The following is a 22,814-nucleotide window of genomic DNA, read 5'->3' on the forward strand; positions in this document are numbered from 1 at the left end:
GCAGCAGCACGTCCGGACACGTCATGTTTCCAGTGTCCGGGACGCACACTACATCAGCTATTGGTTGCCTGAGAGTCCAAAAATGGCCAAGGTATTCTTTACCGACGTCACGCCGCTTACGCTCTGCGCCGCCTGAGTGGCCAGGTCCACTTCCGCCTGTTCGGGCACCGACCCTTCGAGCGTCACGGCCCCCTCTTTCACACGCACGGTGATGCGCGTGGAGTTGAGACCTTTGGTCCGCGTAAGCGCGCGGACGACGTCCTTACGCAACGCACGGTCGGCGGCCTTGCTGTCGACGCCCGGCGCCGCCACGCTGGCAGCAGTGACCGGGCTGCTGCTTTGTGCATGAGCACTCAAGGGGATGGCAACAACGCATGCCAGCCCCAACATCATTGCGATTCCTGAATATTTCATTTCGTTCTCTATTTATTCTATTGTGCCGTTCGATGCGTGGGGCCCGGTATCAGAAGCGGTGACTCAGCCCCAGGGCGACCATCGTCTGCGTGGCTTGCGGCCCGCTGGCCGTCACACCGGGCCAGCTCATCATGGCGGAGCCGTTGTTCTTCATATAGCCCGCGCGCGCGTAGATCGTCGTGCGCTTGGACAGCAAATGATCGACGCCGATCTGGACGCCCGGTGTGTTGTCGTGCGCCCCGCGCACATCGCGCTCAATGCCGGCGATCTCGATCGTATCGACCGAAGTGGCCTGAATCGTCGCGCCCACTTCCGCAATGCCGTACGAATGCGCCGCCCCCAGACGCGCGGCAAGCGAGCCAGCGGGTGCGTCCTTCGAGCGGTTATACGTATAGTTCGCCTGCAGATTGACGATGCCGATGCGGTAAGCGAGTGCGGCCGTAAAACGCTCCGTGGCGAGCAGATTGAGCGCAACCGGCAAGCCCGGCACCGACTCGGCGCCCGCATGCTGGTTCTGGTACGCAAGACCCGCGTAGAGGCCATAGCCCGAGTAAGTGAGCGCAAGATCGAGGATATTGCCCGTGGTCTGCGGAATCGGCGTCGTCGTCGTCGCGGCGAAACCGTACATCGCGTAGAGCTTCAGACCGCCCACGACCGGCGACTGATAGACCATTGAATTGCTGCTGCGCCCCTGCGCGGCCTGCGTCGCAATCGTTTTCATATCCGTCGCCACGGCGGCAGCGGCAAGGGGCGAAAGGACTTCGTCGCCGCGGAATGGGTCGGACGGATAGATGGCCCAGAAGGTAGGCTGATACTGCCGGCCGAACGTGAGCGAGCCGTAATCGGCGTGGTTCAGACCCACCCATGCCTGCCGGTAGAAGAGCGCCGTACTATCGACGAAGAACCCGCCGTTGTTGATGTTGTAGCCGTTCTCCAGGGTAAATACCGCTTTAAGTCCGTTGCCGAGGTCCTCGCTTCCGCGCAGGCCAAAGCTCGAACCGGTATTGCCGCCACTGCGCTCCGACCATGAATGCTTCGCGCCGTTGCCGAGAAACTGGATGAACGTGTCGGCGACACCATACACCGTGACGCTGGACTGCGCAGCTGCCGAACCCGCTGCGACCAACAGCGAGACCCCTAACAGATATTTAGTTTTACTACACATGCATGTCTCCTCCGATTAATGCCGCGTCCGGCTGGACACGGATAATGCACTGCCACGCGTATTGGTTTTTTATCGATGTGCGGCTGAGCCCGCCTGACCAAGAATAGGTGTATCGCCGACGCGCCGGCCCCCTCGTGAATAGGGGGTGACGTTCGCGCCGCGTTGCGGTTTTTTTTGGCGGCCAATCAGGCCGCAAGCGGCGTCAGGACCGCACGCAATGCGTCGGATAGCGGCTTCGGCCGCCGGGTCGCCCGATCCACGTAGACGTGAACGAAATGTCCCTGGGCTGCGGGCTGCGGGTCCTTCTCGCGAAACAGACCAATTTCGTAGCGCACGCTCGACGTGCCGACTCTCGCCACGCGCAGCCCTGCTTCGACACGCTCCGGAAACGCAAGCGACTTGAAATAATTGCATTGCGTTTCGACGACGAGTCCGATTGCCTCGCTCGCCCCGAAATCGAGCACGCCAGTGCGCAGCAGATACTCGTTGACGACAGTGTCGAAATAGCTGTAGTAGACGACGTTATTGACGTGCCCATACACGTCGTTATCCATCCAACGGGTGGGAATGGACAGAAAATGCCGATAGGCATCGCGCCCATGCGCGCTCGCGCTCGTTGTGCTCATAAGACTTCCGCTTTCAAACCGCGCTTGAGCCAATTCGCCATTTCCGTTCCTCATCGTTCAAAGTGGGTAGACAGGTTGCGGCACCGTCGCCGTGCAAGGATAGGCCGTGCGCGCAACGCGCCGTCCCCCTCGAGAATAGGGGGCGTCCCGGCCAGCGGCGCTCTCTATCATTGGCTGCATCACGAGACAATGAAACGAGACTATTCATGACGACACAACGACAAGGCCCGCTCGTCGGGCTCAAGGTGCTGGAAATCGCGGGCATAGGCCCGGGGCCGTTCTGCGCGATGCTGCTCGCCGACCTCGGCGCGGACGTGGTCGTGGTCGAGCGCATCGAGGCCGGGCCCGACGCGCTCGATCTCGGCAGCGCACAGATCGCCAATCGCGGCAAGCGTTCGGTTGCGGTGGATCTCAAGACGCCCGAGGGCGTCGAGACCGTGCTGCGGCTCGTCGAAAGCTGCGACGCGCTGATCGAAGGCATGCGCCCCGGCGTGATGGAGCGCCTCGGGCTCGGCCCCGATGCGTGCCTCGCACGCAATCCGCGTCTCGTCTATGGGCGCATGACCGGTTGGGGACAAAGCGGCCCGCTCGCCCACGCGGCGGGTCACGATCTGAACTACATTGCACTGTCCGGCGCGCTCTGGTATGCGGGGCAGCCCGGCGAAGCGCCGGTGACGCCGCCGAGCCTCGTTGGCGACGTCGGCGGCGGCTCGATGTATCTCGCGGTGGGCCTGCTCGCGGGCATCATGAACGCGCGGGTGTCGGGAGCGGGCCAGGTCGTGGATGCGGCCATCGTGGACGGCAGCGCGCACATGACGACGCTGCTGCTCGCGTTGCAGGCATCGGGCCAGATGCGCACGGAGCGCGGCCAAAGCCTGCTCGACGGTCCGCATTGGTACAACACCTACCGTTGCGCCGACGACCGCTTCATCTCGGTGGGCTCGCTCGAACCGAAGTTCTATCGCGAACTGTGCGCCAAGCTCGAACTCGAAGCGGACCCGCAGTTCGACAAGCCCTACGATGCGCGCAAGTGGCCGCAATCGCGCAAGCGCTTCGCGAGCCTGTTTGCACGTCGCACGCGCGACGAGTGGTGCACGCTGCTCGAGGGCAGCGACGCCTGCTTCGCGCCCGTGCTGAATCCGGACGAAGCCGCCGCCCACCCTCACATGCGCGCGCGGGAAATCTACCTGCGCGAAGACGGCGTGCTGCAGGCGAGCCCCGCGCCGCGCTTCTCCGCGACACCCGCGGCCCGTCCGGGTCCGATCCCGCGGCGCGGCGAGCATAACGACATCGTTCTGAGCGACTGGGCAACTGGCTGAATCGCAACGCTACGCAACTACGACACAACAGCGACGCAACAGCGCGTTCGCGAACGCACCGGCGCGCTCATCCGCAACACGCATTTCACGCAAAGGAAGTCCTCCCATGACCGATAGCACCCGCTCGTTCCTCACCGAGGAACAGATCATGATCCGCGATACCGCGCGCCGCGTGGCGAACGAGATCATCGCGCCCACCGCCGCCGAACGCGATCTCCAGTCGGCCTGGCCTCACGCGGAACTCAAGGCGCTCGCCGAGCTGGGTTTTCTCGGCATGCTGATCCCCGAAGCGTACGGCGGCGCCGGTGCGAGCGTGCTGGACTTCTGCATCGCGCAGCACGAATTCGCGGCCGTCGACGCCGGGCTCGCCACCATCGTGCATGTGCACAACTTCACCGCGCTCACGATCGTCGAGCACGGTACGCAAGCGCAGAAGGAGCGCTATCTGCCGGCCATGGCGCGCGGCGAATCGATTGGCGCATTCCTGCTGACCGAGCCGCACGCGGGCTCCGACACTGCCGCGCTGCGCGCGAGCGCGCGCCGCGATGGCGATCATTACGTGCTCAACGGCACCAAGCAGTTCATCTCGAACGGCAGCGAGGCCGGTGTCGGCGTCGTCTTCGCGATCACCGACAAGACGGCGGGCAAGCGCGGCGCCAGCACGTTCATCATCGACCCAAAGGCGCCCGGCTATCACGTCACGCGTATCGAAAGCAAGCTGGGTCAACACACGGCGCACACGGCGCAAATCGCGCTCGAAGACTATCGCGTGCCGGCGGAAAACCTGCTCGGCGCCGAAGGCAATGGCTACCGCACGGTAATGGGCGGCGTTTCGGACGGCCGCATCGGCATTGCCTTCATCTCGGCGGGCGTGGCGCGGGGCGCGCTCGACGCCGCTATCAAGTACGCACGCGAGCGCGAGGCCTATGGCGCGCCGCTCAACCGGCTCCAGGCCGTTGCGTTCGATCTCGCCGACATGGCCGCGCAGGTTGACATTGCCTGGCAGTACTGCCTGCACGCCGCACGCCTGCGCGACGCCGGCATCGACTGCATCAAGGAAGCGTCCATCGCCAAACTGTTCGCGAGCGAAATGGCCGAAAAGGTCTGCTCGGAGGCCGTGCAGATCCACGGCGGCTATGGCTATCTGAGCGACTTCCCCGTCGAGCGCTATCTGCGCGATGTGCGCATCTGCAAGATTTACGAAGGCACGAGCCACATCCAGAAGCTGATCATTTCGCGCCATCTCGACGCTTAACACACCGCCAAGACACACGGGCCCGCACGGCAAAACGCCGTGCGGGCCTTTTTCATGGGACAGACGAATCGCTACGAACTTGCACCCATAAAAAAACCGCCGCTAAATTGCGGCGGTTTTGTCCCGACCTTGAAGCGTCAGGCGAAGTTACATCCCGCACACGAGTTTCAGGAAGCTTTGCACCTGGTGGCCCGACTCCTCATACGGACGCGCCGTGGCCCAGTTCGCGATGTCGCCGAAGCGCGCCGCAATGCCTTCCGGCGTGACATCGTCGTCCGGCAGCAGCACCGGCGCCGTTTCGACGATGGTGGCCGCCGCGAACGCACCGCCGCCGGCCGCGATGATCGTCTTCGAGGGCGCGTTCTCGCTCGCGAGAAACAGCACCGCCGGCGTCACGCGTTCGGGCTGGATGCGCTCGAGCATGGCCTCGGGCAGGATATCCGCGGTCATGCGCGTGGCCGCAACCGGCGCGATAGTATTCACGCGGATGTCGTTCTTGCGCCCTTCGGTGGTCAGCGCGTTCATCAGGCCAATCACGGCCATTTTCGCGGCCCCGTAATTCGACTGACCGAAGTTGCCGTACATGCCCGAGGACGAAGTGGTCATCACGATGCGCCCGTAGCCCTGCTCGCGCATGATGTCCCACACGGCCTTCGAGCAGTTGATCGAGCCCATCAGGTGGACGTCGAGCACGGCCTTGATGTCGCCCATTTCGAGCTTGGCGAAACTCTTGTCGCGCAGAATGCCGGCGTTGTTGACGAGGATATCGACGCGGCCGAACTCCGTCACGGCGCGCTTGACCATCGCTAGCACCTGTTCGTAATCGGCCACGTTCGCGCCATCGGCGATCGCCGTGCCGCCGGCCTGGCGGATTTCCTCGACGACCGCGAGCGCGGCCTGCGACGAGCCACCCGTGCCGTCGCGCGCGCCGCCAAAGTCGTTGACCACGACCTTCGCGCCGCGTGCGGCGAACGCCAATGCATGCGCGCGTCCCAAACCCGCGCCAGCGCCGGTTACGATTGCGACCTTGCCATCGAAACGAATACTCATGCTTGAATCTCCTCGAAGAGTGTCAATACGGAAAGTTCAGGGAAAGAGGCGCACGATCGATTCCGCGATGCAGGCGGGCTTGTCCGCGCCCTCGCATTCGACCGTCATTTCGACCTTGATCTGCGCGCCGCCGCGGCTCACTTCGGTCCATTCCATGAGCCGGAAATGCGCGCGCAGACGCTTGCCCACGGGCACCGGCGCGATGAAGCGCACCTTGTCGAGCCCGTAATTGATGCCGCTCTTCGTCTCCTTGACCTCATAGGCCGTCGCAAAGAACGCGGGCAGCAGACTCAGCGTCAGGAAGCCGTGCGCGATGGTGCCGCCGAACGGGCCCGACTTGGCGCGCTCCACGTCGACGTGAATCCATTGGTGATCCCACGTGGCGTCCGCGAACTGGTTGACGCGCTGCTGATCGACCAGCAGCCATTCGCTCGTGCCGATCGACTCGCCAACGAACGGCTGCAAGTCGGCGATTTTCTCAAAGCTCTTCATGCCTGGTTTTCCTTATGAAGCAAGTCCTGCTGCAACTGCGCCGCGCAGGCGGCGTCGTGCCGGTCGCTGCTGCCGAACAGCACGTCGGCGACAATCGCGCGCTTGTAGTAATGGCCGACCTGGTATTCCTCGGTCATGCCGATCCCTCCGTGCAGCTGGATAGCCTGACCGCACACGAAGCGGGCCGCGCGGCCAATCAGCGCCTTGGCTTGCGAGACGGTGCGCCGCCGCGCGCTCGCGTCGTCGTTTTCGAGCGAGGCGAGCAGTGCATAAAGCATCGAGCGCGCGAGTTCCAGTTCCGCGGCCATGTCCGCGAGGCGATGCTGCAGCACCTGAAAGCTGCCGATTGGCACACCGAACTGTTTGCGCATCTTCAGGTATTCGGCCGTGATCTCGATGGCTTTTTCCATCGCGCCCACCAGCTCCGCGCCGAGCGCCGCCGTGGCGTGCGCCAGTCCGTGCTCGAGCGCGGCGAGCCCGTTGCCCGGCTCGCCCAGCACCGCGTCGCGCGCCACCCGTACGCCTTCGAAGGTCAGTTCGGCGGCAAAGCTGCCGTCGTGCAGCGGCAAAACCCGGCGTGTGAGCCCCACTGCATCGGCGTCGACCAGCAACAGGGTGAGGCCGTCCGCGTCCGATGCGCGCGCCGAGACGATAAAGCTGTCCGCGTCCGCGCCGCCCAGCACGAGCGTCTTGGTGCCGCTCAGCACATAGCCTTCGGGCGTCGCCTTCGCGACCAGTTCCACCGGCTCGGCAAAGCCGCGCGACTGCGGCTCGCTGTAGGCGAGCGCGTACTTGCGCGAGCCGTCGGCCAGCGCTGGTAGCCACTGCTCGCGCTGCGCGGGCGTGCCCGCCGCGAGCAGCGTCTGCGCCGCCAGCACGGCACAGCCGAGGTAAGGCTCGATCACCAGTGCGCGCCCGAGCTGCTGCGCGATCAGCACCGTGTCGATCAGCGAGCCGTCGAGGCCGCCGCACGATTCGGGCAGCGCGGCCGCCAGCCAGCCGTTGTCCGCGAAAATTTGCCAATGGGCGGCGCTCGACGTTGAACGGGCCTTCACGAGCGCCGTGCGGGCTTCGAAGCCATAGTCCCTGTCGACGAAGCGCCGGACGCTGTCTTGCAGCAGTTGCTGCTCTGCATTGAGATTGAAGTTCATGATCGATCCGGCGACTCAGAGTTGAAACAGCATCCTGGCGATGATTCCGCGCTGGACTTCGCTCGTGCCGCCGTAGATCGTCGACGCGCGGCGGAAGAACATTTCGTTCGCGATGCCGCGGCCCACGTCCTGAAGCGGCATGGCCGCAGCCGTGCCATCGTCGTGCGGCTCGGGATAGGCCAGCGCACCGTAGTCGCCGAGCGCCTCCACCAGCAGCTCGCTCATGCGCTGCTGCAGTTCGGTGCCCCGCACCTTGAGGATCGAGCCCATCGCATGGGCGGCCGGGCTGTGATCCTGCTCCATCGCGGCCACGCGCTTGACCATCGTTGCGACCGCCGTGACCTCCGCTTCGAGGCGCGCGAGCCGTAACGCGAACTCCGGCTGCGCGATGAGCGGCGCCGCGCCCACGCGCTGCGTCGCCGCGAGCGTGCGCAGCTGGATCAGGTAGCGGCGCAGGATCGGCAAGTCGGCGGCGCTCGCGTGCTCGTTGTTGAGCAGGAACTTCGTGATGTTCCAGCCGTCGCCCTCCGCGCCGATGCGGTTCGCCACCGGCACGCGCACGTTGTCGAAGAACGTTTCGTTCAGGTGATGGCAGTCGTCGATGCTGCGGATCGGGCGCACCGTGATGCCCGGCGTTTTCATGTCGACGAGCAGGAAGCTGATGCCCGCTTGCTTCTTCACCTCGGTATCCGTGCGCACCAGCAGGAAGATCCAGTCGGATTCGTGCGCGTAGCTCGTCCAGATCTTCTGGCCGTTGACGACGTAATGGTCGCCATCACGTACGGCGCGGGTGCGCAGCGAAGCCAGGTCCGAACCCGAGCCGGGTTCCGAAAAGCCCTGGCACCACAAACGCTCGCCATCGAGAATCAGCGGCACGTGCTCGGCCTTCTGCTCGGGCGACGCAAATTCGTTGAGCACCGGGCCGAGCAGCTTCTGGGCGAAGCCGTCCTGGGTCGGTGCGCCCGCCGCGACGCATTCCTCGTCGAATACGAGCCGCTGCAACACCGTCCAGCCGGTGCCGCCGTCCTTTTGCGCCCAATGGGGCGCGCCCCAGCCTCGCGCGTTCAGGATCTTTTGCCAGCGCACGAGATCCGGGCGCATCGATCGAACGCTGCCCACCGGCTTGCCGGCGAGGTCGCGCGGCAGATGCTCGCGCAGGAACGCGCGCACCTCCTCGCGAAACGTGTCGAGCCCGGTATCGGGTTGAAAGTCCATCGACGTCTCCTGATCAATTGCGGTACATCGTCACCACGCAGGCGCCGCCAATGCCGACGTTATGCTGCAGCGCGACGCGCGCGCCTTCCACCTGCCGCTCGCCCGCCGCGCCACGCAGTTGCTGGACAAGCTCGGTGCATTGCGCGAGCCCCGTCGCCCCGATCGGATGGCCCTTCGAGAGCAGACCGCCCGACGGGTTGACGACAAAGCGGCCGCCATAGGTGTTGTCGCCGTCGTCGATGAACTTCTCGGCGCCGCCTTCGGGGCACAGGCCGAGGGCTTCGTAGGTGATCAGTTCGTTGTGCGCGAAACAATCGTGCAGCTCGACCACGTTCACATCTTCCGCGCCGATGCCGGCCGTCTCGTAGACCTGGCGCGCCGCATCCTTCGCCATGCCGAAGCCCGCCACGTCGCGCAGGTCGTCGCCTTCGAGCGATTCCGGGCCGTCCGTCGTGAGCGCCTGCGCGGCAATCCAGACCCGCGTATCGAGGCCGTGGCGGCGCGCGTAATCCTCGCTGCACAGGACAGCAGCCGCCGCGCCGCAGGTGGGCGGGCAGGCCATCAGGCGCGTCATCACGCCCGGCCACATCACCTGGTCGGCCAGCACATCTTCGGCGCTCACGACCTTGCGGAACACCGCGAGCGGGTTGTTGGCCGCATGACGGCTCGCCTTCGCGCGAATCTTCGCGAAGCTCGAGAGCGGCGTGCCGAAGCGCTTCATGTGCTCCATGCCCGCGCCGCCGAAAATGCGCAGCGCCGGCGGAATGTCGGTGGGCACGCCCAGCCGGTCGCACTGTTTGATGAACAGGTCCGAGGGCAGCGGCCGGTCGTTGAAATAGGTGCCGAGCGCTCCGGGGTTCATCTGCTCGAAGCCCACCACGAGGGCGACGTCGAGCGCGCCCGCTTCGATGGCCTGGCGTGCGAGATAGAGCCCGGTCGAGCCGGTCGAGCAGTTGTTGTTGACGTTGATGATCGGCAGGCGCGTCATGCCGACGTGATAGAGCGCGCGCTGGCCCGCAGTGGAATCGCCATAGATGAAGCATGCGTACGCCTGCTGGATCGCCCCATACGCGACGCCGGCATCGGCCAGCGCGAGACGCGCTGCCTCGGCGCCCATCAGATCGTAGGTTTCGCTGGCACCAGGCTTGCGGAACGGGACCATGCCCACGCCCGCGACGACGACTTTGCGCGTCATACGTTCTCCTTCAGTTGTTTTGGCCGCCGGTCGGTCGGACCGGCACTGCACCCATCATAGGTAAGCGCCCGACCGGAAGCACCACTCTTTTGAGGGGGTGCGCGCTGCGTCTGCCCGCGCATGCGAGCCCCAGGGTACGCCCGCCCCCGCAAAACGAGGGGGCGATAGGGCACGCGACACGCGCCTATATTGCGCGGACCCGCCATTCCCTTCCCCCCCTCGCGGAGACGCATGCTGTGATCATCAACTTTGCCCGAACGGTCGAACAACTGTCCATCTGTTACGGCGAGCGCGAAGCGCTCGTGAACATCGAGCGGCAGCGCCGCTACACCCACCGCGAACTGCACGGCCTGACCAACCGCATCGTCAACATGATGCGCGAGCGCCTCGGGCTCAAGCGCGGCGATATCTGGCTGTGCATCCTCGACAACGACAATCTCTCGCTGCTGCACGCCTGCACCGCGCTCAAGGGCGAAGCGGCCGCCGCGTGGACCAACCGCCGCGACAGCGCGGACGAGCACCTCTGGCAAGCCCGTCTGGTTCGGCCCAAGGTAGTGTTCCTCGAACGCGATCTGGTCGACACCTATTTCGACGCACTGCGTGAACTCGGCGCAATGGTCGTCTCCATGGACCCCGTGGCGGCCCCGCGCGAAGGCCTGCACTATTTCTGGGACCTGCTCGAAGGCGTGAGCGACGCCAATCCGGACATCGAGAGCGACACCGAACGCGACGTCCTGATCTACCGCTTCACCGGCGGCACGACCGGCAGAGGCAAATGCGCCCAGTACACGATCGCCAACTGGCTCGCTTGCCGTGATTCGTACTATCTCGAACGCGAGCAGGTTTTCGACGGCGAGACGCGTTACCTGCACATGGCGCCCATCAGCCACGGCTCGGGCCTGGGCATTCTGCCCACGCTGTTTCGGGGCGGCTGCACGGTCACGCAGAACACGCCCGACCTCGCGCAATGGTGCCGCCATATCGAGGCCGAACGCATCACGACCGTGATGCTCGTCCCGACCCTGCTCTACCGGCTGCTCGACATGCAGGAGGCGCTCGCGCACGACCTCTCCACGCTGCGCACGATTCATTACGGCGCCGCGCCGATGAGCCCCGCCAAGCTCAAGCCGCTACAGGAACGCTTCGGCAACATCTTCGTGCAGGTCTACGGATCGACCGAATGCCTGCAGGCGGTGGCGACGCTCAACAAGCGCGATCATGCCGATGCCACCCCCGAGCGGCTCGCCGCAGCCGGACGCGTGGCGTGCAACGTCGAGCTGCTCGTCGTGGACAGCGACGGCGTGCCGGTTCCCGTGGGCGACATCGGCGAAATATGGATTCGCGGCGGCGCCACGATCGGCGGCTATTTCGGCAACCCCGAAGCGAGCGAGGCCGAGTTCGCGCACGGCTTCTGGAAATCGGGCGATCTCGGCCATCTCGACGAACACGGGTATCTCTACATCGTCGACCGGAAAAAGGACATGATCATCACCGGGGGCTTCAACGTCTATGCGATCGAAGTCGAAGCGGTGCTGAATGCTCATCCGGATGTCGCCATGTCGGCGGTCGTGGGCGTGCCGCATGAGGAATGGGGCGAAGCCGTGCATGCCGAGGTCGTGCTGGCCGATGGCGCTACGCTGGACGCCGCTGCACTGATCGAGTACGCGAAGGCGCACATCGGACGATTCAAGGCGCCCAAGTCGGTCGCGTTCGTTGATGCGCTGCCGCTGAGTGTCGTGGGGAAGGTGCTGCGCAGGCAGATACGCGATAAATACTGGCGCGACGCGGCGCGACGGGTGGGATAACGCTCGCCTGGAGGGCGCGGCCTTTCGCCCCTTCGCAATCGCGGAGGCCGCCTCGCGGGGCCGCCCTCCTCGAAACAAAAAATGCCCTTCGCGCACGCGCGCGAAGGGCCATAAGACAACGCGGCGCGACTGGAGCACACCGCGCCGTGAGCACATCAGGTAAACGCAGCCACCCCAGTCAACGCCCGCGAAATAATGAGCTGCTGAATCTCGGTCGTGCCATCCGGAATCGGAATGATGATCGCCTCGCGCAGCAGGCGCTCCACATTGAACTCCTTGGTGATGCCATTTCCGCCATGGAGCTGCACCGCATCGCGACACACCTGCACAGCGGCCTCCGTCGCGAACGCCTTCGCCATCGATGCCTGCAAGTCGCAGCGCACGCCCGCATCGATCAGCCCGAATACGCGCTGGCACATCAGGCGAGCCGCGTCGACCATGATCCCCATGTTGGCGATCTTCGCCGCAATCAGCTGATGCGCGGCAATCACCTTGCCGAACTGCTTGCGCTCCTTCGCATAGGCAATCGACTCTTCGAGCGCGGTGCGCATGATGCCGACCGACAGCGTGCCGACGTGCGCCCGCGCATTCTCGAAGACCTTCATCGTGTTGCGCAGGCCCTCGCCTTCCTCGCCGATCAGGTTGATGGCCGGCACGCGCGCGTCGGTGATGAAGATTTGCGCGGTGGACTGCGAACCCAGCGCGATCTTGTCGATATTGCGCGACTCGTAGCCGTGCTCGACGCGGTCGATCAGAATGTGCGAAAGCCCCTTCTCACCGCGCACCGTGCAGATCAGCACGTCTGAGTAAACGCCATTGGTAATCCACGTCTTCTCGCCATTGACGATGAAGTGATCGCCGTCGCGCACCGCGCGCGTCTTGAGTTCGGCCACGTTCGAGCCGACATCGGGCTCGCTGATGCCGATCGAGCCGAAGATCTTGCCCGCGAGCGCATCGGGCATATAGCGCTCGCGCACTTCCGGGCGGGCGTTGCAGAGCATCGACGTGAGGCCCATGTTGAGCATCACGCACAGCGCGATGTCGCACGAGCACGCGACGAGTTCCTCGAACAACATGCCCTGGGTGGTGAACGACCAGCCCATGCCGCCATATTCGACCGGGATGGTGCAGCCAGGCAGGCCGAACTCGGCGATGCGCTGCGTAAGCTCGCGCATCTTTTCCTTGGGGATGAACCGGTCGCGGTATTCGCGCGCAACCGGTTTGACTTCCGACTGCAGGAACTTGCGGAAGCTCTCGACGGCGAGCGTTTGCTCTTCGGTGGGCAGTTGATACGACATGGTGTGTATTCCTTACCTTAATTCGTTTTTTTAAGCGCGACCGAAGATGCCGATGTGGTCGATGCTTTCCTCGACGCCCCACAGACCGCCGCCGTTGCCCTGGATCGCGAAACGCGCGCCTTCCACCTGGCGCGGACCGCATTCGCCGCGCAGCTGCTCGACCAGTTCGAAGATCTGGCCGAGTCCGGTCGCGCCGATCGGATGGCCCTTCGACTCCAGCCCGCCCGAAGGATTGATCGGCAGCCGGCCGCCGATCGTGCTTTCGCCGCGCTCGGCCATGACGCCGCTCTCACCGGGCTTGCACAAGCCGAGGTTCTCGCACAGCGCGATTTCGCCGATCGACGAAGCGTCATGCAACTCGGCCACGTTGATGTCCTCCGGCCCGATGCCCGCCTCGTCATAGGCGAGTTTGGCGGCGTGCACGGTGATGTGGTTGGCGAGGTCGTCGCCCGCGCGCTGCGAGGCCGAACGCACCACCGTCGCGAGCACGCGCACGGCGCGATTGCGGTCGAAGCCGTAGCGCTTGAGCGCCGACTCCGTGCACAGGATCGCGGCGGCGGCGCCGTCCGAGATCGGCGAGCACATCGGCAGCGTGAGCGGATACGTGATCGGCGGCGCCGCCATGATCTCGTCGATCGACATCGCCTTGCGGTATTGCGAGCGTGCGTTGTGCACCGAATGCCCGTGATTCTTCGACGACACCGCCGCGAACTGGCGCTGCGTGATGCCGTAACGCGCCATCAATTGCCGGCCGATGCCCGCGTAGACGTCCATGAACACGCTATAGGGCTTGTCCGACTGCGTGCCGTCCGGCACGCTCACGCCCTTGCCGAGCTCGACCATTTGCGCCGCATTCGCCTCGGCCGTCTCCACGTCCCACGCCGAATCGAACACGGAGAACATGCGCGCCTTGTCGTTCGAGTACATCTTCTCCGCGCCCACGGCGAGCACCACGTCGGCCATGCCCGCGCGCAGCTGCGTGACGGCGAGGTGAAACGCGCTGCTCGCGGACGCGCACGCGCTTTCGACGTTGTGAATCGGAATGCCGCCGAAGCCGATCGGGATCAGCGCCACCTGGCCGCGGATCATGTGCTGGCCCTGCATGTGTCCCTGAGTCGTATTGCCGAAGTAGGCGGCCTGAATCAGTTTGCGATCGCAACCCGAATCCTTGAGCGCGTCTTCAACGGCCCACGCCGTCAACTGCTTGACCGATTTGTCGAGATGCCGGCCAAAGGGCGTCATGCCGACGCCGACGATATAGATGTTTTCCATGTTGGATGTCATGCCTTTATGTTGATCTCAGCAGCCCTTGAACTGCGGCTCACGCTTCTCTGCAAACGCGCTCAGCCCTTCCTTGATGTCGTATGAACGCTGGTGGTCGCGCAGCTCCAGCAGTTCGTGACGCAGCGCGTCCGCCGCCGATTTGTCGGCCGCTTCGCTGGCCACGCGCTTCATGCGTGCGAGCACGAGCGGGCTCTTCTTCGCGAACTTGTCGGCCAGCGCCTGCGCGCGCGCCTTGAGTTCGGCGTCGGCCAGCACTTCATTGACGAGGCCGTAGCCCTTGAGCTCGGCCGCGCTCATCGCATCGCCCGTGAACAGCAGATAGCGCGCGACGTTCGCCGGCACCTTGCGCGGCAGAATTGCGGCGCCGCCCGCACCGGGGAACACGCCGAAATTCGAGTGCGCGTCGCCAAGACGCGCCGATTCGGCAGCGAGCACCACGTCGCATGCGAGCACCACTTCGAGGCCGCCCGCCAGCGCAAGCCCGTTGACGGCCGCAATCACCGGCTTGGGGAAGGCGCGCAGTGTGTCGAAGAACTCGACGATCAGTTCGAGAAACTCGCGCTTGTCCGGCTGCGGCGGCTCGGCCGCCTCGATCAGATCAGCGCCCGCGCAAAACGCGCGACCGTTGCCGGTCAGCACGACGACGCGTACCGCAGGATCGTCGCGCCATGCCTTCAACTGCGCGGTCAGGCCCGTGGCCATCTCGCGATTGAGGCTGTTCATTGCTGCTGGACGATCCATCGTCAACCAACCCGTTGCCCCCACCACTGCCTGCGAATAACTCATCTCTCCTCCGGAATTAGCGAACGCCCTTTCTTGACGTTGCGGTTGTGGTAAGTTAATTTCCGGCAGTTCGTTTATCACCCCTCGTTCGGAGGGGGCGCATTTCGGGCGGGGATTTGCGAACGTAGTGGCACCGTGCCCGCGCATGAACATTCGCGTGCCGCGTTGCATCCGCATGCATCCGCATTGCACAGACTGGGTGACGACTTGAATACGCCTTTCCCCAAACACCTGGTTTCCACCAAGTTCTCGCCGCCGCGCATCGGCGCCAAGCACGTCGCGCGCGCGGATCTGCTCGCCCAGTTGCAGCGCATGCAGTACTGCCGCCTGGCGCTCGTCACCGGCAGCGCGGGCTACGGCAAGACCACGCTGCTGGCGCAGTGGCGCCAGGCCTGCCTGAAGGCGGGCGCGGAGGTGGTGTGGCTCTCGCTCACCGCCGAAGACAAGAGCTATATCGACTTTTGCGGCGCACTCTTTGCTGCAATGCAGCGTGCCGGGATGGCGGTCGAAATGGATCTGCCGCTCGAAAGCACGAGCGCGGCCGCCATGGATGCGTCGATTGCGGCCATCGTCGAAGCCGCAGTCGATCTGCCCAAGGATCTCTACCTCTTCATCGACGACTATCAGCACGTCGAAGCACCGCTCGCGCACCGGTTCATGCAAAAGCTGCTCGACCATGGGCCGGGCAACCTGCATTTCGTGATCGCCTCGCGCGTGGCGCCGCCGCTAAGCCTGAGCCGACTGCGCATGATGAATCAGATCGTCGAGATCGAGAGCGCCGGGCTGCCCTTCGACCTCGCCGAAACGCGCGCCTTCATCGACGAAAACCTCGGCCCCGGCAAGATCAATGCGGACGAGCTCACGCTCGTGCAGGAGCTGACGAGCGGCTGGCCGTCGTGCATCCAGCTCATCGTCATCATGCTCAAGAACCGGCCCGATACGCGCGCGATGCTGCGCGACCTCGTATGGCGTTCGAGCGATCTGCAGACCTACCTGAGCGAGGAGGTCATGGCGCACCTGCCCGCCGAACTCGCCGAATTCGCCGTGGCGCTCTCGGTCCTGCGCCGCTTCAGCCCCGCGCTGGCGCGCGCGGTGACGGGCAACGAACACGCCAGCGATCTCGTGCAGCGCATGGAGAGCGAGAACCTGCTGATCATCCGGGTGGACTCGGACGACCGCTCAGCGTGGTATCGCTTTCATCCGCTGTTTGGCGAATTTCTCGCGACCCGGCTCGCGCAGCGCGAACCTGAAGAAGCGCGCGAGCTGCACCGCCGCGCGAGTCGCTGGTTCGCCGATCACGGCCAGCTTGCGGAGGCAGTGCGCCACGCGAGCGCCGGCGGCGACGTGGAGTTCGCCGCCGAGGTTATCGAGCGCTCCGCGCCCGCAAAGTGGAGCCTCGAATATCTGAGCCCCACGCTGCATCTGCTGGAGCGATTGCCGGAAGAAGCGCTGTTCCGGCACCAGAAGCTGCTCTTCATGGCCTGCCTGACCGTCGCGCTCACGACGCGCCCGGCCAAGGCCAAGGCGTGGCTCGCCCACTTGCGGACCGAGGCGCTCGCCGCGTATCCCGAGATCGCCCGCAGCCTGCCGCTGATCCATGCCGCCATTGCGTTCCAGCACGACGACACGCAAAGCATGATCGACGCGCTGGAGCCGCATCGCGACGTCTCGATCGAGAACCCCTTCCTGCAATTCCTGCTGGTTTCAGAGCTCTGTTCGGCGTATGCCGCCGCGGGCCGTTACGCCGATGCAAAGCGGATGTTCGATCTGCACCCCATTGCACCCGCCGAGCGCGACAACGACATGGCGCTCGTCGCCCAGGCGACGCACGCCTCCACGCTGCTGCTCGAAGGCAACGTGCGCGAAGCGGAGCGCGAAAGCGCCGCGCTGCTGGCGCGCTCGCTCCAGGCTGTGGGACGCCACTCGATCAGTGCGAACGTGAGCGCGAGCGTGCTCGCCGACGCCTGGTACGAGCTCGACCGCATCGACGACGCCCGCGAAACGATTGCAAACCGGCGCGGCCTGCTGCAGTCCTCGGGACCCGAGGTGATGATCCGTACCTCGTTGTGCCGCGTGCGCCTCGACCTGCTGCAGGAAGGCCCGGACACGGCGCTGGCCTTCCTGCAGCATCAGGCGGCGCATTTCGGCAGCATGCGCCAGCCGCGTGCGGTCGCGACCATGCTCGCGGAGCAGGTCAAGGTGCTCCTGCTCAAGCACGACCGGGCACGCGCGCTCGAAGTCGCGAGTCTGCTCGACGAACTCGCGCGAACGCATGCCGACGCGCAAGGCCACAAGGCAGAAATCGCGGCGCTGGCCGCGCTCGCGCGCGCGCGCCTCACGCGCGACGACCAGCCCGAAGAATCCTTGCGCTCGCTGCAAATCACGCGCGAGTACGCGCAAAGCTTCGGCCGGGGCCGCCTCGCCGCGCTCGTGGATCTGCTGTCCGCCACGGTCTTCGCGGAGATGAAAAACGCCGACGACGCGCAGGCGTGTCTCGTGCGCGCCGTCGAGTCGGCACAGCGCCTTGGCCTCGTGCGTACCTTCGTCGACGAGGGTGCGCCCGCAGGCAAGCTGCTCGCGCGCATGGTGCGCGAGCGCAAGCTCGAAGGCGTGGCGCTGCGCTACGCGAACGAACTGATCGACCGTTTTCCCGAAAGCAGCGTCTCCGATGGCGCTACCGGCTCGTCGCGTCGTTCGACGGGTTCGAAGCTGCAGCCGGTGCTGACCCAGCGTGAAATCGAGATTCTCGGCCTCGTTGCCCAGGCGATGTCGAACAAGCGCATCGCGCTTGCGCTCAACATCACGCTCGAAACGGTCAAATGGAATCTGCGCAATATCTTCGCGAAACTCGGTGTGTCGAGCCGATACGACGCGATGGTGTGGGCGCGCAAGCAGGATCTCATCGAATAGATCGCGCAGGCCGCGACGCGACGCTTTGCGCCGCGGCTCACGTTTTCAGTCCATCCGCTCCAGGTCGGCCGGCTTCCAGGTCGTGCTGAAAAAGGCCTGCGTCGGACCGTAAAGACGCAGCATCAAGAAGAAGCCCCGGCCCGGCACCGTGCGCCGCCAATTGCGTTCCTTGCCGGCCGGCGCCACAGGACCGAAGTAAAGCGCATACGAACCATCCGCGCTGGCGATCGGCTCGTCGCGCGAGCCGATCGAAGGCAGAGGCTGGCCATTGTCGAGCCCCGATGCCGTCTGCGTGTCATAGAGCGTGGCCGACCAGAAATTCGCTGCCGGAACGTCGGGCGGCAAGTGCAGGCGATAGCTGCGGCTGCCGTCGAAAAACGCGCCGTTCGCATCCTTGAACGTGGTGAGAAACCGCGCGCCCTGCCCCGGCACCGCCGAACCCATTGCAGGGCTGGTGGCGTAAATGATGCTGTAGGCCGCGCTGCGGGAGTCGAGGTCGAGGAAATGTCCCGCCTTGTCCATCCATTCCCAGTCGGTGACGAAATTGCGCGTTGGCGTGACGTAATGGCGGTCGGGGTAGATCAGCCCGCCAGGCCGCTTCTCGATACCCTCGTACATCATCGCGCGGCTCATCCGGAAAGCGGTCCTGGCCGCGGCGTCGAGGATCTCACGCGTGCGCGCATCAGGATCGAATGGCTGTCCCTTCACGATGCCGATCGCCGCCATCATGCCGCGCCAGTCCGGATCGGCCGTGCCGAGCGTTTCGCTGTTGACGAAGCGCGCGAGCATGTCGAAGAAGCGGCCATCGATTGGATAGGTCATGTCGAGCGGTACGCCCGACGCATTGGGAAAACGCATCGGCTGCGCGGATTGACCGAGCGGGTGAATGCGGGTCTGCTCGATCAGGTCGCACGCCGGCGCGAGGTTGGCCGGATCGGCAAAGAACGCGCGCCAGAAGACCAGCACGTTGTTGGTCCGGGATCGATAGACGTGGTAGCCGTCCGGCACTTCGCCCTGATAGCCGGGCGGCAGCACGAGAAACTTGCCGCCCATGCCGCGATCGGGGCCCACGAAGCCCACGTCGCCGGCATAGGTCTTGCCGTCGACGGTCGGGCCTTCGATGGGCCGCTGCCAGAAATCGTTCAGGATGCCTTGCTGTTTAGGCGGCACGTCGATCACCATGGGTCCGTCACGGCCCACGTCGATATAGCCGATGGCGTAAATCACGTCCGAATTGGGCGTGGGGATGATCGTCTTCGCGTCGAGGCGCTGCTTCCAGACCGGAAAGACCGTGTAGCCCGAGCCGAACGCCCTCTCCGAGGCTTCCTTCATCGCGTACAGGTTCACCGCGGGCAGCGCCCAGAGATAGACCTGCGTCGCGCGCTGGAACAACAATTCGTCGCGCAGTGCGCACGCATCCGCCTCCGTGGGATAACCCAGCGGAAATTCAACGCCCGCGAGCGAAGCGCGGTGTGCCGCCAGAGCGTGCATCGAAAGCGCCGCTTTTTCTTCCTGCATGTTTTGTCTTCCTGATAAAAGTAGCCGCCCCCACTTACAGCACTTCGAACAGGCCTGCGGCGCCCTGGCCGCCGCCGATGCACATCGTCACGACGACATATTTCACCCCGCGCCGCTTGCCTTCGATGAGCGCGTGCCCGACGAGACGCGCGCCCGAAACGCCAAACGGATGCCCGACCGCAATCGCGCCGCCGTTCACGTTCAGCCGGTCCATCGGAATGCCGAGCTGGTCCGCGCAATAGAGCACCTGGACCGCGAACGCCTCGTTGAGCTCCCACAGGCCGATGTCCTCCACCTTGAGCCCAGCCTTCTTCAGGAGCTTCGGCACGGCGAACACCGGGCCGATGCCCATCTCGTCGGGCTCGCAGCCCGCCACCGCGAAACCGCGGAACACGCCGAGCGGTTTGAGGCCCTTTGCCGCCGCCACGCGCGCGTTCATCACCACCGTGGCCGATGCGCCATCGGAGAACTGCGATGCGTTGCCCGCCGAGATCACGCCGCCGGGAAACGCCGTGCGGATCTTTGCCACGCCTTCGAGCGTCGTGTCCGCACGAATGCCTTCGTCGGCAGCGATCGTCACCTCGCGTGTCACGATCTCCCCCGTCGCGCTGTCGGTCACGCCGCAGAGCACGGTGATCGGCGCGATCTCATCATCGAAGAGACCCGCCGCCTGCGCCGCTGCCGCGCGTTGCTGGCTGCGCACGCCGTACTCGTCCTGGCGCTCCTTCGAGATCTCGTAGCGCTTCGCGACCTGCTCTGCGGTCTGGAGCATGCTCCAGTAGATCTCGGGCTTTTGGCGCACGAGCCACGGATCGGCCGCGAAGGTCTGATTCATCTGCCGCTGCGTCCACGAGATGCTCTCGACGCCGCCCGCCGCGAAGATGTCGCCCTCGCCCGCAATCACGCGCTGCGCAGCCATCGCAATCGTCTGCAGTCCCGATGAACAGAAGCGATTCACCGTGGCACCCGGCACGCTCACCGGACAGCCTGCGCGCAAGGCAACTTGCCGTCCGATGTTGCCGCCGGTCGCGCCCTCCGGATTCGCACAGCCCATCAGCACGTCCTCCACCTCGGCCGGCTCGATGCCTGCGCGCGCGATGGCGTGCTGCACGGCGTGGCCGCCGAGCGTCGCGCCATGCGTCAGGTTGAATGCGCCTTTCCAGCTCTTTGCCAGCGCCGTGCGCGCCGTCGAAACGATTACTGCCTCAGTCATGGTGTAGTCCCGGAAATTCTATGAAGTGGATGCGCTCACTCGTTAAAGCCGCGGCCTGCCTCGGCCAGCTTCTGCAACGAGGGGGCGATCCGCCACGCGTGGCCCTGATAGCCGCGCGCGTAGCGCCGTATGGCTTGTGCGACGTTGAAGAGGCCGACCTGGTCGGCGTACAGCATCGGGCCGCCGCGGAACTTCGGAAAGCCATAGCCGTTCAGGTACACCATGTCGATATCCGATGCCTTCGACGCAATGCCTTCTTCGAGGATCACCGCGCCTTCGTTGACGAGCGCATAGACGAGTCGCCCGACGATCTCCTCGTCGCTGATCTGGCGGCGCTCGATGCCCAGATCCTTCGAATGCTGGACGATCATGTCGTTGACGAGCTTGCTCGGATACGCCTTGCGGTCGCCCGGCTTGTAGTCGTACCAGCCCGCCCCGGCCTTCTGGCCGAAACGCCCCATCTCGCACAGCAGGTCACCGGACTTCGAATAGTTGAACTCCGGCTGCTCGATGGCGCGGCGCTTGCGTATGGCCCATGCGATGTCGTTGCCGGCCATGTCGATCATGCGAAAAGGACCCATCGCGAAGCCGAATTTCTCGATCGCGCGGTCCACCTGCGCGGGCAGCGCGCCTTCGTCGAGCAGGAAGCCGGCCTGGCGGCTGTACTGCTCCAGCATGCGGTTGCCGATGAAGCCGTCGCACACCCCCGACACCACGGCGACCTTGCGGATCTTCTTCGCGAGCTGCATCACGGTCGCCAGCACGTCCCCGGCCGTATGCTCGCCACGCACGACTTCGAGCAGCCTCATCACGTTCGCCGGGCTGAAGAAGTGCATGCCCACCACGTCCTGCGGGCGCTTCGTGAACGAAGCAATGCGGTTCACGTCCAGCGTGGACGTGTTCGAGGCGAGGATCGCGCCCGGCTTCATAACCTCGTCGAGCGTGCGGAACACCGTCTCCTTCACGCCGATCTCCTCGAACACCGCTTCGATCACGAGATCGGCGTCGCGGATATCGTGATACGAGAGCGTCGTCGAAAGCAGCCCCATGCGCGCATCCCCTTCCTGCTGCGTGAGCTTGCCCTTCTTCGCGCTGTTTTCGTAGTTGCGACGAATCGTGGCCACGCCGCGTTCGAGCGCGTCGGCCTTCATCTCCAGCAGCGTCACGGGAATCCCCGCGTTCAGGAAGTTCATGACGATGCCGCCGCCCATCGTTCCGGCGCCGATGATGGCCACCTTGGCGACCGGACGCGCGGGCGTGTCGGCGCTCACGTCGGGTATCTTGCTCGCGGCGCGCTCGCCAAGGAAGGCGTGGCGCAGCGCGCGCGATTCGGGGGTGCCGAGCAGATAGTCGAAGCCCTCGCGTTCGGCCTCGATGCCCTGTTCGAACGTTTTGAGCGACGCCGCCACCGCGTCCACGCAGCGCGCCGGCGCCGGGAACGGCCCCGCATTCGCGGCAACGGTCGTGCGCGCGAACCCGAGATACGCCTCGGCGTTTTCATGCTCGACTTTCAGGTCGCGCACGCGCGGATGCGCGCCGGCCTGGTTCGCCACGCGCCGCGCAAGGCCGACGGCGGCTTCGAGCACATCGCCCTCGACGATCTCGTCGAACAGGCGCGTGCCGGCCAGCGCCTCCGCCTTGAGCGTCCGGCCCGACACGATCATGTTCAGGGCCGCTTCGAGCCCGATCGCGCGCGGCAGACGCTGTGTGCCTCCCGCGCCCGGCAGCAGCCCCAGGTTGACCTCGGGCAGCGCGATCTGCGTGCCGCGCGCGGCCACGCGATAGTGGCAGCCCAGCGCGAGTTCCAGCCCGCCGCCCATCGCCACCGAATGCACCGCCGCGACGACGGGCTTGGCCGCCGCCTCGATCGACGTGATCACCGTATGCAGGCTCGGTTCCTGTAGTGCGCCCGGCGTGCCGAACTCGCGGATGTCCGCGCCGCCCGAGAACGCGCGGCCCGCGCCAGCGAGCACGATCGCCTTGACCGCCGCATCGTCGAGCGCCTGGCTCAAACGTTCGGCGACGCCGATGCGGATGCCGAGCCCGAGGCCGTTCACAGGGGGATGGTCGAGCGTGATGACGGCCACGCCGTCCCGGACCTGATACTGCACTGTCATGCTG

At 65.2% G+C, this 22,814-nt stretch carries 18 protein-coding genes; 4 read left to right on the top strand and 14 right to left on the bottom strand.

Annotation, left to right across the window (positions count from 1 at the left end):
- Nucleotides 1–57 precede the first annotated feature (57 nt).
- The 3 genes from HV773_RS02910 to HV773_RS02920 all read right to left on the bottom strand — a co-directional run bounded on the left by HV773_RS02910 (nucleotide 58) and on the right by HV773_RS02920 (nucleotide 2,205).
- Nucleotides 58–414, bottom strand: a complete 357-nt coding sequence (locus HV773_RS02910; RefSeq protein WP_129563517.1) for a BON domain-containing protein — start codon at nucleotides 412–414, stop codon at nucleotides 58–60.
- Between the two features lie 49 nt (nucleotides 415–463).
- Complete coding sequence (locus HV773_RS02915; RefSeq protein ID WP_129563518.1) at nucleotides 464–1,579, bottom strand: porin; 1,116 nt, start codon at nucleotides 1,577–1,579, stop codon at nucleotides 464–466.
- 185 nt (nucleotides 1,580–1,764) lie between these two features.
- The gene (locus HV773_RS02920; protein ID WP_129563519.1) at nucleotides 1,765–2,205 is read right to left on the bottom strand and encodes an acyl-CoA thioesterase; all 441 of its coding nucleotides are present in this window, start codon (nucleotides 2,203–2,205) and stop codon (nucleotides 1,765–1,767) included.
- A gap of 206 nt (nucleotides 2,206–2,411) precedes the next feature.
- On the opposite strand from HV773_RS02920, the gene HV773_RS02925 reads away from it, so the two are divergent.
- Entirely contained in the window at nucleotides 2,412–3,524 is a 1,113-nt protein-coding gene (locus HV773_RS02925; RefSeq protein ID WP_129563520.1) for a CaiB/BaiF CoA transferase family protein, read from the top strand.
- A gap of 106 nt (nucleotides 3,525–3,630) precedes the next feature.
- Nucleotides 3,631–4,779: an acyl-CoA dehydrogenase family protein gene (locus HV773_RS02930; RefSeq protein ID WP_129563521.1), complete on the top strand. Its 1,149-nt coding sequence runs from the start codon at nucleotides 3,631–3,633 to the stop codon at nucleotides 4,777–4,779.
- 147 nt (nucleotides 4,780–4,926) lie between these two features.
- On the opposite strand, the gene HV773_RS02935 is transcribed toward HV773_RS02930, so the two are convergent.
- Genes HV773_RS02935 through HV773_RS02955 form a run of 5 tightly spaced genes read right to left on the bottom strand, consistent with a single transcriptional unit; the run spans nucleotide 4,927 to nucleotide 9,882 of the window.
- A complete protein-coding gene (locus HV773_RS02935) occupies nucleotides 4,927–5,829 on the bottom strand; it encodes an SDR family NAD(P)-dependent oxidoreductase (protein WP_129563522.1) in 903 nt (300 codons plus the stop codon).
- Nucleotides 5,830–5,865: 36 nt separating this feature from the next.
- On the bottom strand, nucleotides 5,866–6,321 hold the full coding sequence (locus tag HV773_RS02940) for a MaoC family dehydratase (protein ID WP_129563523.1): 456 nt from the start codon (nucleotides 6,319–6,321) through the stop codon (nucleotides 5,866–5,868).
- On the bottom strand, nucleotides 6,318–7,472 hold the full coding sequence (locus HV773_RS02945; protein WP_129563524.1) for an acyl-CoA dehydrogenase family protein: 1,155 nt from the start codon (nucleotides 7,470–7,472) through the stop codon (nucleotides 6,318–6,320). Before HV773_RS02945 ends, HV773_RS02940 begins: the two co-directional genes overlap by 4 nt.
- Before the next feature lie 15 nt (nucleotides 7,473–7,487).
- Complete coding sequence (locus HV773_RS02950; protein WP_129563525.1) at nucleotides 7,488–8,687, bottom strand: acyl-CoA dehydrogenase; 1,200 nt, start codon at nucleotides 8,685–8,687, stop codon at nucleotides 7,488–7,490.
- Nucleotides 8,688–8,700: 13 nt separating this feature from the next.
- Nucleotides 8,701–9,882 (bottom strand): lipid-transfer protein, encoded by a 1,182-nt coding sequence (locus tag HV773_RS02955; RefSeq protein WP_129563526.1) that lies wholly within the window; start codon nucleotides 9,880–9,882, stop codon nucleotides 8,701–8,703.
- Between the two features lie 236 nt (nucleotides 9,883–10,118).
- Here HV773_RS02955 and HV773_RS02960 point away from each other — a divergent pair, with 236 nt between their 5' ends.
- Nucleotides 10,119–11,687: a class I adenylate-forming enzyme family protein gene (locus tag HV773_RS02960; RefSeq protein WP_129563527.1), complete on the top strand. Its 1,569-nt coding sequence runs from the start codon at nucleotides 10,119–10,121 to the stop codon at nucleotides 11,685–11,687.
- Nucleotides 11,688–11,842: 155 nt separating this feature from the next.
- On the opposite strand, the gene HV773_RS02965 is transcribed toward HV773_RS02960, so the two are convergent.
- From HV773_RS02965 to HV773_RS02975, 3 genes are read right to left on the bottom strand one after another with little or no spacing between them, the layout of a single operon-like run.
- On the bottom strand, nucleotides 11,843–12,985 hold the full coding sequence (locus HV773_RS02965; protein ID WP_129563528.1) for an acyl-CoA dehydrogenase family protein: 1,143 nt from the start codon (nucleotides 12,983–12,985) through the stop codon (nucleotides 11,843–11,845).
- A 30-nt stretch (nucleotides 12,986–13,015) separates the two neighbouring features.
- A complete protein-coding gene (locus HV773_RS02970) occupies nucleotides 13,016–14,257 on the bottom strand; it encodes a thiolase family protein (protein ID WP_129563529.1) in 1,242 nt (413 codons plus the stop codon).
- A 27-nt stretch (nucleotides 14,258–14,284) separates the two neighbouring features.
- Nucleotides 14,285–15,055 (bottom strand): enoyl-CoA hydratase/isomerase family protein, encoded by a 771-nt coding sequence (locus HV773_RS02975; protein ID WP_129563530.1) that lies wholly within the window; start codon nucleotides 15,053–15,055, stop codon nucleotides 14,285–14,287.
- Nucleotides 15,056–15,259: 204 nt separating this feature from the next.
- Between HV773_RS02975 and HV773_RS02980 the strand changes: the two genes are divergently transcribed.
- A complete protein-coding gene (locus tag HV773_RS02980) occupies nucleotides 15,260–17,962 on the top strand; it encodes a winged helix-turn-helix domain-containing protein (RefSeq protein ID WP_129563531.1) in 2,703 nt (900 codons plus the stop codon).
- Between the two features lie 45 nt (nucleotides 17,963–18,007).
- On the opposite strand, the gene HV773_RS02985 is transcribed toward HV773_RS02980, so the two are convergent.
- Genes HV773_RS02985 through HV773_RS02995 form a run of 3 tightly spaced genes read right to left on the bottom strand, consistent with a single transcriptional unit; the run spans nucleotide 18,008 to nucleotide 22,810 of the window.
- The gene (locus HV773_RS02985; protein ID WP_129563532.1) at nucleotides 18,008–19,480 is read right to left on the bottom strand and encodes a DUF1254 domain-containing protein; all 1,473 of its coding nucleotides are present in this window, start codon (nucleotides 19,478–19,480) and stop codon (nucleotides 18,008–18,010) included.
- A 34-nt stretch (nucleotides 19,481–19,514) separates the two neighbouring features.
- Nucleotides 19,515–20,693, bottom strand: coding sequence for an acetyl-CoA C-acyltransferase (locus HV773_RS02990; protein WP_129563533.1), 1,179 nt, complete (start codon nucleotides 20,691–20,693; stop codon nucleotides 19,515–19,517).
- Nucleotides 20,694–20,728: 35 nt separating this feature from the next.
- Nucleotides 20,729–22,810 carry a 3-hydroxyacyl-CoA dehydrogenase NAD-binding domain-containing protein gene (locus HV773_RS02995; RefSeq protein WP_129563534.1) on the bottom strand — a complete coding sequence of 694 codons (2,082 nt, stop codon included), beginning with the start codon at nucleotides 22,808–22,810 and terminating at the stop codon, nucleotides 20,729–20,731.
- Nucleotides 22,811–22,814: the final 4 nt, after the last annotated feature.

The organism is Paraburkholderia caffeinitolerans (assembly GCF_902859945.1).
Classification (GTDB): Bacteria; Pseudomonadota; Gammaproteobacteria; order Burkholderiales; family Burkholderiaceae; genus Paraburkholderia; species Paraburkholderia caffeinitolerans.

Coding starts and splice junctions, on each gene's coding strand:
- HV773_RS02975 (WP_129563530.1), bottom strand. CDS start 15,055: ATGAGTTATTCGCAGGCAGTGGTGGGGGCAACGGGTTGGTTGACGATG.
- HV773_RS02970 (WP_129563529.1), bottom strand. CDS start 14,257: ATGGAAAACATCTATATCGTCGGCGTCGGCATGACGCCCTTTGGCCGG.
- HV773_RS02965 (WP_129563528.1), bottom strand. CDS start 12,985: ATGTCGTATCAACTGCCCACCGAAGAGCAAACGCTCGCCGTCGAGAGC.
- HV773_RS02950 (WP_129563525.1), bottom strand. CDS start 8,687: ATGGACTTTCAACCCGATACCGGGCTCGACACGTTTCGCGAGGAGGTG.
- HV773_RS02925 (WP_129563520.1), top strand. CDS start 2,412: ATGACGACACAACGACAAGGCCCGCTCGTCGGGCTCAAGGTGCTGGAA.
- HV773_RS02920 (WP_129563519.1), bottom strand. CDS start 2,205: ATGAGCACAACGAGCGCGAGCGCGCATGGGCGCGATGCCTATCGGCAT.
- HV773_RS02995 (WP_129563534.1), bottom strand. CDS start 22,810: ATGACAGTGCAGTATCAGGTCCGGGACGGCGTGGCCGTCATCACGCTC.
- HV773_RS02910 (WP_129563517.1), bottom strand. CDS start 414: ATGAAATATTCAGGAATCGCAATGATGTTGGGGCTGGCATGCGTTGTT.
- HV773_RS02955 (WP_129563526.1), bottom strand. CDS start 9,882: ATGACGCGCAAAGTCGTCGTCGCGGGCGTGGGCATGGTCCCGTTCCGC.
- HV773_RS02985 (WP_129563532.1), bottom strand. CDS start 19,480: ATGCAGGAAGAAAAAGCGGCGCTTTCGATGCACGCTCTGGCGGCACAC.
- HV773_RS02930 (WP_129563521.1), top strand. CDS start 3,631: ATGACCGATAGCACCCGCTCGTTCCTCACCGAGGAACAGATCATGATC.
- HV773_RS02940 (WP_129563523.1), bottom strand. CDS start 6,321: ATGAAGAGCTTTGAGAAAATCGCCGACTTGCAGCCGTTCGTTGGCGAG.
- HV773_RS02935 (WP_129563522.1), bottom strand. CDS start 5,829: ATGAGTATTCGTTTCGATGGCAAGGTCGCAATCGTAACCGGCGCTGGC.
- HV773_RS02990 (WP_129563533.1), bottom strand. CDS start 20,693: ATGACTGAGGCAGTAATCGTTTCGACGGCGCGCACGGCGCTGGCAAAG.
- HV773_RS02915 (WP_129563518.1), bottom strand. CDS start 1,579: ATGTGTAGTAAAACTAAATATCTGTTAGGGGTCTCGCTGTTGGTCGCA.
- HV773_RS02945 (WP_129563524.1), bottom strand. CDS start 7,472: ATGAACTTCAATCTCAATGCAGAGCAGCAACTGCTGCAAGACAGCGTC.